Source organism: Natronocalculus amylovorans (assembly GCF_023638035.1).
Taxonomy (GTDB): domain Archaea; phylum Halobacteriota; class Halobacteria; order Halobacteriales; family Haloferacaceae; genus Natronocalculus; species Natronocalculus amylovorans.
On record NZ_JAKRVX010000007.1, the window covers coordinates 1 to 13,707 of the forward strand.

General features: G+C 48.1%; 12 protein-coding genes. 4 read left to right on the forward strand and 8 right to left on the reverse strand.

Features of this window, described 5'->3' with window-relative positions:
* Positions 1-156: 156 nt before the first annotated feature.
* From AArcSt2_RS13685 to AArcSt2_RS13695, 3 genes are all read right to left on the reverse strand, one after another.
* Positions 157-2,217, reverse strand: a complete 2,061-nt coding sequence (locus tag AArcSt2_RS13685) for a cation:proton antiporter (RefSeq protein WP_250585391.1) — start codon at positions 2,215-2,217, stop codon at positions 157-159.
* A gap of 202 nt (positions 2,218-2,419) precedes the next feature.
* The gene (locus AArcSt2_RS13690) at positions 2,420-2,782 is read right to left on the reverse strand and encodes a Rossmann-fold NAD(P)-binding domain-containing protein (protein ID WP_250585393.1); all 363 of its coding nucleotides are present in this window, start codon (positions 2,780-2,782) and stop codon (positions 2,420-2,422) included.
* Between the two features lie 17 nt (positions 2,783-2,799).
* Positions 2,800-3,135: a hypothetical protein gene (locus AArcSt2_RS13695; protein WP_250585395.1), complete on the reverse strand. Its 336-nt coding sequence runs from the start codon at positions 3,133-3,135 to the stop codon at positions 2,800-2,802.
* Positions 3,136-3,178: 43 nt separating this feature from the next.
* Here AArcSt2_RS13695 and AArcSt2_RS13700 point away from each other — a divergent pair, with 43 nt between their 5' ends.
* Positions 3,179-3,352 carry an anion permease gene (locus AArcSt2_RS13700; RefSeq protein ID WP_250585397.1) on the forward strand — a complete coding sequence of 58 codons (174 nt, stop codon included), beginning with the start codon at positions 3,179-3,181 and terminating at the stop codon, positions 3,350-3,352.
* A 65-nt stretch (positions 3,353-3,417) separates the two neighbouring features.
* Here AArcSt2_RS13700 and AArcSt2_RS13705 read toward each other — a convergent pair whose 3' ends face one another.
* The 4 genes from AArcSt2_RS13705 to AArcSt2_RS13720 all read right to left on the reverse strand — a co-directional run bounded on the left by AArcSt2_RS13705 (position 3,418) and on the right by AArcSt2_RS13720 (position 9,488).
* Positions 3,418-4,641: a glycosyltransferase family 2 protein gene (locus AArcSt2_RS13705; protein ID WP_250585399.1), complete on the reverse strand. Its 1,224-nt coding sequence runs from the start codon at positions 4,639-4,641 to the stop codon at positions 3,418-3,420.
* Between the two features lie 391 nt (positions 4,642-5,032).
* Positions 5,033-7,177 carry a catalase/peroxidase HPI gene (gene katG / locus AArcSt2_RS13710; protein ID WP_250585401.1) on the reverse strand — a complete coding sequence of 715 codons (2,145 nt, stop codon included), beginning with the start codon at positions 7,175-7,177 and terminating at the stop codon, positions 5,033-5,035.
* Between the two features lie 149 nt (positions 7,178-7,326).
* A complete protein-coding gene (locus AArcSt2_RS13715) occupies positions 7,327-8,127 on the reverse strand; it encodes a glycoside hydrolase family 16 protein (protein WP_250585403.1) in 801 nt (266 codons plus the stop codon).
* Positions 8,128-8,312: 185 nt separating this feature from the next.
* A complete protein-coding gene (locus tag AArcSt2_RS13720) occupies positions 8,313-9,488 on the reverse strand; it encodes a glycosyltransferase family 2 protein (RefSeq protein ID WP_250585405.1) in 1,176 nt (391 codons plus the stop codon).
* Positions 9,489-9,977: 489 nt separating this feature from the next.
* Here AArcSt2_RS13720 and AArcSt2_RS13725 point away from each other — a divergent pair, with 489 nt between their 5' ends.
* Both AArcSt2_RS13725 and AArcSt2_RS13730 read left to right on the forward strand, forming a co-directional pair.
* Positions 9,978-11,477: an amidase gene (locus AArcSt2_RS13725; RefSeq protein ID WP_250585407.1), complete on the forward strand. Its 1,500-nt coding sequence runs from the start codon at positions 9,978-9,980 to the stop codon at positions 11,475-11,477.
* A 624-nt stretch (positions 11,478-12,101) separates the two neighbouring features.
* Positions 12,102-12,512 (forward strand): GlcG/HbpS family heme-binding protein, encoded by a 411-nt coding sequence (locus tag AArcSt2_RS13730; RefSeq protein WP_250585409.1) that lies wholly within the window; start codon positions 12,102-12,104, stop codon positions 12,510-12,512.
* 55 nt (positions 12,513-12,567) lie between these two features.
* On the opposite strand, the gene AArcSt2_RS13735 is transcribed toward AArcSt2_RS13730, so the two are convergent.
* On the reverse strand, positions 12,568-13,149 hold the full coding sequence (locus AArcSt2_RS13735) for a hypothetical protein (RefSeq protein WP_250585411.1): 582 nt from the start codon (positions 13,147-13,149) through the stop codon (positions 12,568-12,570).
* Positions 13,150-13,319: 170 nt separating this feature from the next.
* Here AArcSt2_RS13735 and AArcSt2_RS13740 point away from each other — a divergent pair, with 170 nt between their 5' ends.
* Positions 13,320-13,700, forward strand: coding sequence for a group I truncated hemoglobin (locus AArcSt2_RS13740; RefSeq protein WP_250585413.1), 381 nt, complete (start codon positions 13,320-13,322; stop codon positions 13,698-13,700).
* Positions 13,701-13,707 lie beyond the last annotated feature (7 nt).

Consider the following 13,707-nt stretch of genomic DNA (forward strand, 5'->3'; position numbering starts at 1 on the left):
CTCGTGATCACGGAAACCAAAGGTTTCCGAACAACCTCGGGGCATTCTCCTTGCATTCTGTAAAAATGGGAACAGTGAAGACGTGTAAACGACCACGGGTCGGTGACTCGTGGAACTCTCGCTGTTTCCTTTAGATCAAAAATTGACACATATGCATTAGGTGAACCGAAGGAATTGCCGATCGTACTCCGGGTCGTCTTCTCGTGGATGCATTATTGTAAATGATGCTGGTGGAAGCGAAGCAAGTTCTGCTGGTAAGTCTTGAAGTCTATCATCCCACCCGATCTCACCCGGTCGTGTGGAGAGAACAGCAACAAAATCATCTTCCGTAGTCTCATCATTGAGTGTTTCCAATAGCACATCCCACCCAGAGATTGCAACAAACTCCATCGATGCCTCCGGTTCCACAAGACCGAACCGATGTTCATACTTTTCGACATCATCGTTAACCACAAGAATTCTCAGGGTAGTCCCAAGCTGTGCAGCAATCTTTTTTATAAAATGAACATTCTCGAAGAATCCTGCATGCCGATCGACACCAGATGGAATGACGACAAGGATTCTCTTTGTGGTATTAATTGGATGTCCAAGACGCGCAATGTGAACTGGCAGCGTTGTTTTCGACAGTACTTGGTCAATCACCGTACCAAACATCCGTTTGCTGAATGATTGGCTTCCATCCCAACCCATCAGAATGAGGTTCGATTGGACTTCAACAGCCCCTTGGACGATACCTGAGGCCGGGTTATGATTAATCCGCGTCTCAACATCGATTGGGACCTCTGCCTGATTACCGATCTTTTTGAAGCTATCGAGATCAGTACGGACACGTGAAACAGACGCTTCAAGCTCTTTTGATGATTGTGGCCGTACAACCGTCATAATATGTACTGGTTTATTTTTATTGTCTCCTTTGAGAACGAATGAATATTCCAAGAGGCGACGCTGGGCTTCAGCATTGTGTGAGAGTGGCAGGATAATTCGCGGGTCTGTGACCTCACTCGTATCTACTTCGACCTCTTTTGAGAGTGCAAGCTTCGAAGCGTACCGTTCGGTTAAAAATGGACTAATAAGTGCAGTTGCCAATAGCATGAGGACAACAGCATTTAATACTGCTTCCGAAAAGAGCCCGATATCGAACCCAATCAACGTAATAGCGAGTGCTGCAGCAGCCTGTCCGGTTGATAGCCCAAACATAAGCCCGAGCTCGTTTATATCATAGCCTTGAATTTTACTGACAACCCATGCTGCAACCGCTTTCATTACAACCATCACAGTAATAATAACAAATGCAACTTCTAGCGTTCGTACTCCATCAAAAATAACGGAAAAGTCGACTAACATCCCAACGTGAATCAAAAAGAATGGGATGAATAGGGCATTACCGACGAACTCAATCCGAGTACGAAGAATACCACCTTCTGCGATGAGTCGGTTCAACGCAATACCAGCAACGAATGCACCGAGAATTGGAGCGATATCAAGTACTTCTGCAAAGCTTGCAGCAGCAAAGAATATCGTCAACACAAGAAGGAACTCAAAATAGCTCTCCTCACTTAGGTTTTGGAAGAACCACCGCGCAACTGGGGGTGCAAGGTACCATGTTGCGGCAAACAATAACAACACAGAGCCAAAGATCTGGATAAATAACATCGGACTAAGACCACCTGCAACGGCACCAGTAACCACTGCAAGAATAACTAATGCGAGCGTGTCAGTGAATAGTATACCGCCAAATACCGCAGTGACTGCTTTATTTTTAGTAACACCATACTGGTTTGCAATCGGGTATGACAGGAGTGTGTGAGATGCAAAAACCGCAGCAAGCAAGACGGCAGCCCAAAACTCAAGATTCAAAATGATAATACCAGCAGCAGTCCCGACAAAGAACGGGAGGAAAAAGCTAGTCAGACCAAAAATTGCTGCTCCTTGTGGATCTTCAGAGAACCCTTGAAGATCAAGCTCCAGACCAACGGTAAACAATAGATAGATCAATCCAACTTCGCCCAACAAAATAATCCCATCACTGTGCGCTACAAGCCCACTCCCACCGGGACCCAGTAACGCGCCCAATATTACGATTCCCACAATACCCGGAAATCCAACGCGTTTGATTAGGAGCGGCCCAATAAAGAATGCTGCAATCGCAAGCGTGAAAACATAAACGGGCTCTTCGATCGGAAAGCTATAAAATGGTATTAGGCCGGTAAGAGACATGCTCATGGATAAATAAGTGTCTGTCAATATTTTCTCGGTGTAATTAAAAATTCTTGTTTTAATCTGAAGAATATGAAACATATTCATTTATCATGGCCTCTAACTATCCGTTGGTGTTTTTCGAAGTACAATGTCTCATTTTGTATTGGCTTTTCCAGACAAAACAAATATTATCGCGAGATGTCACCATTTCTGCAGTAAACTATTGAGGCATCGTGTCTTCCACCTTGAATTTCTGTAGGTTCCTCACTCGTATTTCATTTGGGTCGTAGTCCCCATTCAAGAAGGCTTCGAGGTTGTCTGTCAACTGGTTGGCAGCAAGGAGATCGGGAACGATAACATACGTGGCCCCACGTTCAATAAGGCTAGCCGCCATGGGCAACGTTCGGGTCCGGACGATGACATCGACAGTGCCCGGAAACGACAAGAGGTATTCGGTAAGCGGCTTCAATCCGACGGTAGAGATAACTAATCGTGCATTTTCAAGATTAGACACGTCTATTGTTTCCGACTCCATAGCATCGCCGAATACGTAGGCATCACAGTCTCGGAGCTCGGAGAGCACCTGTGGGTTGTTGTCTATTACAACATATGGTTGATCGATTTTTCACAGAACTTGACTAACCGTCGCCCTTGCCGACCATATCCGACGATGACAACGTGGTCAGAGATATCGTCCGGAACGGAGTTCCAGTCATCAACATCATGATACGGTCGCCCAAGCCAGTCTCGGCGAACCATGGCTCGGTAGATCTCCTCGTCATAGACGTGAGTGAAGTTCGAGAGAATCATCGACACCGCGGCTGCAAGAATCATCGCCTCGAAAATCGGTCCAATCAGCAGTCCGAGGACAAGCGCTTCGATGGCCACAATAACACTGAACTCACCCACATGGTCTAGGTCAAGCCCCGTAATCATTGCTGATCGTCTGTCGTAACCGCTGTATACGAGCAGGGCAACGGTGACGATCGGCTTGATTACAACGGTTAGTATCACAAGTCCAAGTGCGATCGTCTTTGGAAGCGGGTATATGACAATCCCTCAGATGGCAAAGATTGGGTTCGTATTAACCCTTCCAGCAATACTCGTTATTTCTGTGTTCGCAATCTGGTGGATTCCTCTTGTGTGGAGCTAAGTAAACCAATCTGTACATTATACAACGATTGGTTGTGTTACATCTCCAATCGACGTCTGTGAGGGCTATTTGTAGGTTTCAACAGTCTCCACCCCTGCTTTTGCAGGTTGGTTTTGTTCGATCTGAGTGCCCGGCGATACTATATCATTCACTTTTTTATCTTTAATTTCGGTTGGCACGACTTTTTGTGTGACACGGAAATGAGTAGTCGGCGAAACGATTGCCCAAAATGCTCCGGCAGCATGGATAATCGGCACGATAGGTATACTAATCAATAGCAGACCCAATACACGGAGACGTTCACCAGAGTACCAGTAGCCGAGGAAAGCCCATCCAAATAACCCAACAATTTGGAAGATGACCAACGCACTGAACATCTCTGGCCAGAACACCACTGATACGGGTGTAACGAACGGAACTAGCAGTAACGGCGATATAAATACCAACCCCCACGCTGCATTTCGAAGCAACGACAACAGTCGGTACCGATATGGAAGCAGGTGAGAATCGTTGGCTGCACCAGAGATCCATCGGCGACGCTGGTGAATCATTTCACGGACCGACGGCGGTGATTGGTTCATCGCGTGGACGCGAAGAAATGCCATATCCCGATCTGAATCTGCAAACGCGCGCCAAATGAAATTTGTATCCTCGGTGACCGAATCGACATCCCACGTAATATCGTCTTCAACAGTTTTTCTGACCGCAAAGCCACCACCCCACGCGTACAGCGGGTACCGGAACTTGGGAAATGTTGATTGCTCGAATTGGAAGCCCATCCGGAAGATCTCTGCTAAATATGCAAGCCAAGACTTACTCCGAACCGGATGTTCTGAGAGCTGGATAATATCCGCATCCGGTAGACCATGGAAATCCTCAAGGATTGTATCCTCGTCAAGGTAGAGCACGTACTCCGCATCGCATGGAACTTGTTGACGAGCCCACTCTATGGCACGGCCTTTACGGGTGGCGGCACACGAAAAATCCTCTGGAACGGTATGGACTGTTGCCCCCTGAATGCTGATATCACGCTCAGCAATCACACGAATAGCTGCCAGTCCGTCAGGAAGTGCATCAACTGTTGCTTGCACCACATCCTCGGAAGCGATCGTCATGATGCGAACTTCCACGTCTTCTAATCCGTACGTAAGTGGGCTCTGTGGTGTTCGACCCACTAATAACAGCTCGAATAGCCAGTACATTGTCGCAATAAAGAATATCAGTAGTATTGTCCAAACTACAACAGAAAAGGCAAGATCAACAAAAGGCAATGCTAATATATCATTCACATGATCTGAATTGTTTTGAGAATATAAAAGCATTACTTTTAAATGCCATTTATTCTCGTTATGCAAATACATCTCCCGAAGGTGTAAAAAATTGTTTAGAATTGTGGAAGGTCGCTGCTGTCGGTGTGTAAATTAGATCAAGTGAAAAACCACTTCGCCCAACAAATTATAACACCAGAAAGCCAGTAACTACGACTACACTACCGTATGTGGTACAGATAGAGCGTTCTTGAGGCGGGGAGTGAACAGAAGGAGCGACCAGTATGAAACGGTTCCGTAGATATTTTTCTACCGTGAACTGTATCGGTGGATTCGTGACTTCTCTCACGACGAAAGTCGTGGGTTTTCTCGCCTAATCTGTACAATCGGTTAAAAAAAGGAAATCGTGTCGTTATTCGAGATCGAAACGATCGAGAGTCATGACTTTACTCCATGTGTCAGCAAAGTCCTGAACAAACTGTTCTTCACCGCCTTCAGCAGCGTATACCTCTGCGATCGCACGAAGCCGAGAGTTCGATCCGAAGATAAGGTCGACGCGGGAGCCGGTGAACCTTGTCTCACCAGTTTCGCGGTCGCGGATGTCGAAGGTGAGTTTATCCTCGTCGGTTGCCACCCATTCGTACTGCATATCAAGCACGGTTTTGAAGAAGTCGTTGTTCAACGTCTCCGGCTCGTCGGTGAATACGCCAAGCTTGGAGTCTTGGTAGGTGACATCGAGTGCACGGAGACCGCCGACTAGCGCCGTCATTTCGGATGGTGAGAGCGCCAATAGGTCCGCCTTATCAACCAGTAGCGCTTCTGGCGATCGGTTCATATCGTCACCCTCTGTGTAGTAGTTACGGAAGCCATCAGCATCCGGCTTCAGCGCCTGGAACGATCCAATATCTGTCTGTTCTTGGCTGGCGTCGGTTCGCCCGGGCTCGAATGGAACGTCGATATCGTATCCAGCGTCAGCTGCTGCCTGTTCGATCGCTGCAGTACCGCCGAGAACAAGTAAGTCCGCCAGTGAGACACGTACATCATCAGTTCGGGAGCTGTTAAATTCATCTTGGATACGTTCGAATGTCTCAAGTACGCTCTCAAGTTCAGCAGGTTCGTTGACTTCCCAGTTCCGATGTGGTTTAAGACGGATTCGCGCTCCGTTTGCGCCACCACGTTTATCGCTGTCACGGTATGTTGAAGCTGAAGCCCAAGCTGTTTTGACAAGCTGAGAGATTGATAGTTCTGAGTTAAGGAGTTCAGTTTTGAGTTCTTCAATCTCGGATTCTCCAATTAGTTCGTGGTCGATATCAGGGAGTGGGTCTTGCCACAGCATTTCTTCATCCGGGACTTCCGGGCCAAGCAATCGCTCTGTTGGACCCATATCACGGTGAATTAGTTTATACCATGCCTTCGAGAAGGCCATCCCGAACTCCATCGGGTTTTCTTGGAACCGTTCGATAATCTCTCGGTACTCCGGATCACGTTTCAGTGCGACGTCAGTCGTCAACATCATTGGGGTAGCACTGTCCGAAGGATCGTGAGCATGCTCTGCGGACCCACTTAGTTCTCCGTCTTTTGGCCGCCACTGCCATGCACCACCCGGTCCTTTATGTGGTTCCCACTCATAGTCAAGCAGGTTGTCGACATATTCCATGTCCCAGCTGATCGGTGACTGGGTCCATGGTCCTTCAATACCACTGGTAATCGTGTCTGCACCTTTGCCCTCACCGTAATCGTTCTCCCAGCCAAGCCCTTGCTTTTCGATCGCAGCTGTTTCCGGTTCAGCGCCGAGGTGCTCATCTGAACTTGCACCGTGAACTTTACCGAAGGTGTGTCCACCAGCAATGAGTGCAGCAGTCTCCGCATCATTCATTGCCATTCGATCAAACGACTGTCGAATGTACTTTGCCGATTCAAGTGGATCTGGGTCCCCGCCTGGACCTTCTGGGTTGACGTAGATCAGCCCCATGTGATCCGCAGCGAGATCGCCGATGAGAGTACCCTCCTCATCATGGCGTTTGTCTTCCATCATCTCTTCTTCAGGACCCCAGTCAACACCCTCGTCCGGCTCGAATACATCTTCGCGACCGCCACCGAAGCCGAACGTTTTGAATCCCATTGATTCCATCGCAACATTGCCGGATAGAACAAGAAGGTCTGCCCATGAAAGCTTCCGACCATACTTTTGTTTGACTGGCCAGAGAAGTCTCCGTGCCTTATCAAGATTTGCGTTGTCAGGCCAGCTGTTTAGCGGTTCAAAACGTTGTGTACCGCCCGATGCACCACCACGCCCATCACCGGTTCGGTATGTACCTGCGCTATGCCATGCCATCCGGATAATAAGTGGACCATAGTGACCGTAATCTGCTGGCCACCACTCTTGGGAGGTTGTTAGTACATCTTCGATGTCCGATTTCACCTCATCAAAGTCGAGCGATTCAAACGCCTCTGCATAGTTGAAATCCGCCCCATATGGCCCAACATCGCGGGCATTCTGATCAAGAGCGGCCAAATTCAGCTTGTTCGGTTTCCAATCTTGGTCTGGTTCTTCCATAAACTAGATACTTATTTTTAGCCTGATAAACTTTCTCTAAGAGCAATGGAAACTTTGATAAAGACAAAAAAATAAATGTAATGGGGAATATTACCAATCCTCCATTTGTAGCTGCTCTCAACGGAATGTGTAGGTGTACGATGATTCACTTACGAATCGAGTTCGGAGACGCGAACCCAATCAATAACAAGCTGCTCCGTCCATGGTTGCGTGAGGTCTGCTTGCCCGATCCGATTCACATGGTTCGAAAAAACAAGCCCAAATGGGCGAGAAGCACCAGTATTGAGTGTTTCAAGCATTTCTGTTGAGGATGATTGTGTTGCGACATGTGCCTCATTAAAATACCATTCAATCCGATCGTCGAACCATGCACAGCCATATCTATTGAAACTCCCCGTAAGATCGATCCCAGTATCGATCGATGAGGGGGCGTCTTCGTGTGTCTCCCTGTCGTTTGGTTCCCCTGAAGCGCTCCAGTGAACATTAACATTCATCGATTGCCGTTCGCTTTGCGGATCGGTTCCCCGCTGAAACAGCTCTACAATATCGATTTCAGGTGGCCAGTTGGTGTTCGCTGGATGCATCCAGAACGCAGGTAATACACCAGTTCGAGCCGGGAGTTTGAGTCGGGCTTCTACGTATTGACCCGGAGACGGATCGATTGGAATGCCCACAGGTGGATGATGAGGCTCTTCGCCAACACTCGAGTTGATCACCCCCTGATAACAACCGGATGGACCAGTCCCCTCCGATTCTATCTCTAAGATACACTGCCCATCCTCCACAAAAACATGATCTGAACTCACCGTTGCGTCATCATCAGGAATCCACTCTTCGCGATCGATAAAACCCACCCCCCACCGGTCGGTATCAAAATGCTCCCAGTTTTCTTCAACAACAACTGTCCAGTCTCCATCCGGCCCATCAGCCGGTTGCGTCGTATCTGACATTGATCCTCTTCGATCGCTTCTAAGACACCCCGCTACAGAAGATACTCCAACTGCGGAAAGCATCGCTCGACGGGTGATTCGATCGGAGCTCACTACACAGTAGTTCACCAGTTTAGCATATAAATCTCTGCTGCCGATGGAAGCAGAATATCTCAGAATCTGACAATCAAGAATTCCAAGCAGTATTACTCGTTTGAAAATATTTCATCGACACCGCCATCCGAAATAAGTATACCTTCTCCATCGTGGTTTTCGATGTCGCCCTCTTCGAGCCACGGGTTAATCTGCTCGAGCTCACTGTGTGTGATTAAATCCTTCTTCGGAGCCACTTTTTCAGTGACAGCGAACGTCTGCACGGGTGATACCCAGCCCCATAACGCGCCAACAGTATTGAGTACAACGAGAAGCGGTGTGAGCGGGAGTGCAAGCAGCGTAATCCGTTCGTGGTTTATGTAGACAATTACGCCAACCAACGTGATTATGAACAGCATTGAAAATGCAATAAGCGATCCAATCAGATACGACGCTGCCTGTGGAACGTACTGTGGAAAGAGGAACAATAGCAGTGATACAAACGGAATCACTGGCGAAAGTGCCCATGCAATCATTCGGAAAGAGAGAAATACCCGGTACCGGCGGGGGAGAAGGCCAGACGAATGTTGTGTCCCAGAGAACCATCGACGACGCTGACGAAACATCCCTCGAATTGTCGGTGGTGCCTGATTTCGGAATTTTGAATTGAGAACACGGAAGTCTACATCGCCTTCTTTGACCGCACGCCAGACGAAATTCGTATCTTCGGTAATGGTTTTTGCGTCCCACGTAATTTTATCCTCTAATGACTTTCGGACCGCAATACCACCACCCCATGCGTACAATGGATATTTGAACCGGCCAAATGCTCGCTGCTCGTATTGATATCCGATTCGGAACGTCTCCGAAAGGTATGCGATCCACGACCCTGTGAAAATCGGCATCTCGGTTATTTGGATGATGTCTGCATCAGGTAAGCCTTCAAACTGCTGGACAAGGGTATCTTCGTCAAGATACAGGATGAACTCTTGTGTACATGGGACGTTTCGGCGTGCCCACTCAAGAGCTCGGCCTTTGTGAGTTGCATCACACGCAAATTCATCAGGAACCACGTGCACTGTTGCACCAGTTATCTGAATGTCTCGTTCGGCGATGACTCGTATATCAGCGATACCGTCTGGAATCGAGTTGACTGTCCCTTGAACAACTTCCTCGGCCCCAATTGTCAAAATACGGACTTGGATATCTTCATGACCATATACAATCTCATCACTGGAGACGATTTGGTTTCGCGCGAGGATGCCAACCTCGAACAGCCAAAACAACACAGAGGCTGAATAAAGCAGGAAAATGCCCCAAAGAATAATTAGTATTAGGGATGTGGTTGAGAACATAGTGAATGTACGTAAATATTATATGGAAACATAATAAATGAATTGAAAGTCGTGTTCTTTGACGCGATCGCATGTGAACGATTATCAACTGTTAATTTGTGACGTAACAAACCATACAAGATTATCTCGTATGACGGAGTATGTATATTCGCTGGGGTTTACCAGTGCACTGCGGTCAGGGGCACTTCGTCAGTTCTTGTACTGACTACGGGCGATCAAGCGTCTATCATCTACTGTTCGATAGTAGATTGATTTGCTCGGTCGCGGGAACTCATTACAAGAGCGATCCAATCAGAGGCAATGGAGTGCACTGGATGTTACCCAGCATACTACCAAATCAGACACAGGTAGATCCATTTGTTTGAATCGTTTCAATTCAGACAGAATATGCAGCTATTACGGTATATGTTGTACTAACATCCTATGAGTGGTAATTTTGAGGTTATGGAAGCAACGATCGACGACGTACATACCGCATACGAGACCGGCGAGCTCACGGCAGTAACACTCGTCGAGCAGTATCTCGATCGGATCGAAGCATACGATAGCCAGGGGCCGGAGCTCAATTCGATCATCACCGTAAATCCTCACGCAAAAACACAAGCGCAAGCCCTTGATTCACAGTTTGAAGAAAATGGATTTGTCGGCCCGCTTCATGGCATTCCGATCGTTGTCAAAGACCAAGTCGAAACCGCAGATATCACAACAACGTTCGGATCAGTTGCATTCAGTGAGTATACTCCAGAACAGGATGCGACACTCGTTACAAAATTGAAATCAGCAGGCGCAATCATCCTCGCAAAAACCAATCTCCCTGATTGGGCGACGTCGTGGTTCGGCTACTCGTCTGCGATCGGCCGGACAAAGAATCCATATGATCCTGCTCGTGACCCTGGTGGCTCATCCAGTGGGACTGGGGTTGCCGTCGCAGCAAACTTTGGACTGGTTGGCATTGGCGAAGATACGGGAGGTTCGATACGACTCCCAGCTGCCTACAACAATCTCTTCGGAATCCGAGTTACACCGGGCGTTCTCAGCCGTGCTGGAATGTCTCCACTTGTCGCATCACAAGATACACCGGGGCCAATGTCCCGCACTGTGACGGACCTCGCGGCCGTTCTCGATACAATCATAGGGTATGACCCAGCCGATGAATATACCGCAATCAATGCAGTGCGAGATGAGCACTCATTTGTGGATCAGCTAGACGAACATCGTTTGGACGGTGCGCGAATTGGAATCCTTCGCGATGCCTTTGGGTCTGAAGATGATGCAGAAAGCGGTCCGGTTACACAACTCGTGAACGATGCGATCGAGACAATGGCTAATGCAGGTGCGGAGATAGTAGACCCAGTGTCGGTCCCAAACCTTGACTCACACATGGCGAATACCTCACTGTATCTGTTACAATCAAAACGTGATTTGAACGCATTCCTCTCCGATCGTGACACAGCGCCACGTCGGTCGGTTGCGGAGCTATACGAGCAGGGTGACTACCATGAGATTCTTGATCTGTTTATTGGAATTGCTGAAGAGTGCCCCGATGAGCCTGAGTCAGAATTGGCGTACTGGAAGGCTGTTGCATCCCAGCAAAGTTTCCAACGAGCGGTACTCAACGTGTATGCATCGCACGATCTTGACGTGCTCTTGTGCCCTGACGTGCAGGTTGTCCCGCCAACTGCAACGGCGATCGAAAGCGGCGAGCTTGATACGCTTACATTCCCGACAAACACGATTCTTGCCTCTCAGTGTGGATTGTGTGCGATCTCAATTCCTGCGGGGCTAACCGATGATGGACTCCCCGCTGGTGTGGAGCTGATCGGAAAGCCACACGATGAGCAAACGCTATTGTCGCTTGCATACGCATTTGAGCAGCAAACGAATACTCGATCGCCGCCGGAAACAACCCCAAAACTGGACTAAGAGGGATGTAGCACAACGCCGATATACGTTCGATCGCCCCTATTGATATCCAGTTCTTCGAATATACTGAGAAGTGAAACAACCGATAGCTGAGAACTGCGAATTGAGCAAAAACTACTTCTGAGACCTCAATTATGATTTTGTATGCACGCGCCTCGGTTCGTCACTCTATGTTTCATTTACGCTGGTGTCATGCTATTGGCAACGCAGGCTGTGGTACAGACGCCCGGCCTCACAGTGGCTACCGTCGTGAATGGCGGTGCTGCGCTCTGTATCTTGTTTTCTGGTGTTTACAGACTGTATTCGGAAGACGAAGAGAGGAAACCACAGGAGTATGGCCCCCTCACGTATGTGATAGCTGGGTTTGCGATCCTTGTTACGCTCTTGTTTCTGGGTAGTCTATTTATATTGTGATCACGGAAGCGGTGAAGAGTTTACTAGTACCCTGCACCATCGAATCGGTGTGTCTCCTTTACTAACTGCGCAGAACGATCGGTCAATAGTGTCCATGAGATAAGCAATGGAGAGTGCACGGAATGGGTTATTTCTATAGTACGTTTCGATCACATTTTTGGAATTAATCTTATAACAGAGACATCCATTTGTACAACCGGATTACAAATCATGAAGAATGTGTCCCTTGACGATGCGACCAAACTGGTTGAGACTGCGAAAAATAAGGCCGAAGAAATCGAGGTGCCGATGTGTATTGCCGTGATGGATGCCGGTGCAAACCTCGTTGCATTTGAGCGGATGGACGATGCACTGTTAGCAAGTATTGACATTGCACAGAACAAAGCATTCACCTCAGTTACATTGAAACTGGATACACAGACCGTTCACGAAGTATCACAACCGGGCGAATCGTTGTACGGGATTGGAGGAACAAACAGCGGTCGGATTGTAACGTTCGGTGGTGGATTCCCACTCACTGATGGTGATACAGTTGTCGGCGCGATCGGTGTCTCAGGTGGCAGTGTCGAAGAGGATATCGAGGTTGCAGAAGCAGCGATCGATCGGTTTGCTGAGTTGTGATTGGCCACCGATAGAGTTCACCAGCATCTGAAGAATAGTTTCAACGGATCCAGATTTAGTTAATCTCTGGATTTGTTGGGCTGAACACCCCATCTGGATTGTCTTTGTGAACCCATACGTGAACTGCGGTAATGTCTGGTCCCGGTGTCCAATTCCATCCCTCTTCTTCGGATACGTCAAGTTCCATCTCGGACTCCTCATCGGAGAAGTAGTTTGCAGGTGTTCCAGGCTCACCGTCATCGCCCACGTGTGCGAACTCAACGGCACCGAGAAGTAATTCATCATCTCGATCGTCATCGTGTTCGTCCCCCGGTTCCGGTTGGTACTCACCGTCTCCATAATAGACGAGAATTGGCGGTTCCGTTATATCGACTTCAGCCTCCGAATCAGGTGCAAAACGCTCTGGATTGACGAAGTGAAATCCCATCTGTGGTGTGTACGGCGAAACCATCGCGTACCCATCCGATCGTGCAAGTGCAACGTCTGTGTACTGTTCTGTCGCACATCGAACGGTGTCAAGCTCTTGTTCAAGTGCGTCGCTACGAGCACTGGCCTGACCAGTAAATGCGATACCCCCGATGACTAGCCCGGCGCCGATCAATGTCTTTCGTCGTGTGATTTCTATTGATGACATCATCAACTGTAATAGTTGAATGGTAAACATAATAGGTTAGTTTGCTGATACAAAATACTATTTTTGTTGGTATTTCAGTGCAGCTGACGTTACAGCCTTATCAATATTCAGTATTAATATATGATTATATTAGTATCGTGATATTTATTCAATTCAAGACTGATAAAGTTGGTATGCGAGATGCGAAAACACTATTTGATCGACTTGGAGGAAAAGACTCGATCGAAGCAGTCGTAACGGAGTTTTATCATCGAATGCTTGCAGATGAATCGGTGGCACACCATTTTGAAGATACAGACATAGCAGCACAGCGAGCTCACCAGACTCAGTTTTTGAGTGCTGTTGCTGGTGGTCCAGTCGAATATAGTGGCTCTGACATGGAAACCGCTCATAAGGGCATGGGTATTACAGACGCTGAGTTTGATGCAACTGCGGATCACCTTGATGCGGCTCTTCGGGAGTTCGATGTCCCTAAAAAAGAGCGGACTGACGTACTAGCTGCGGTTGCGAGCTACCGTGAGGATATCGTTGAGGCGGATTCGACAGATAACTAGTAGGACA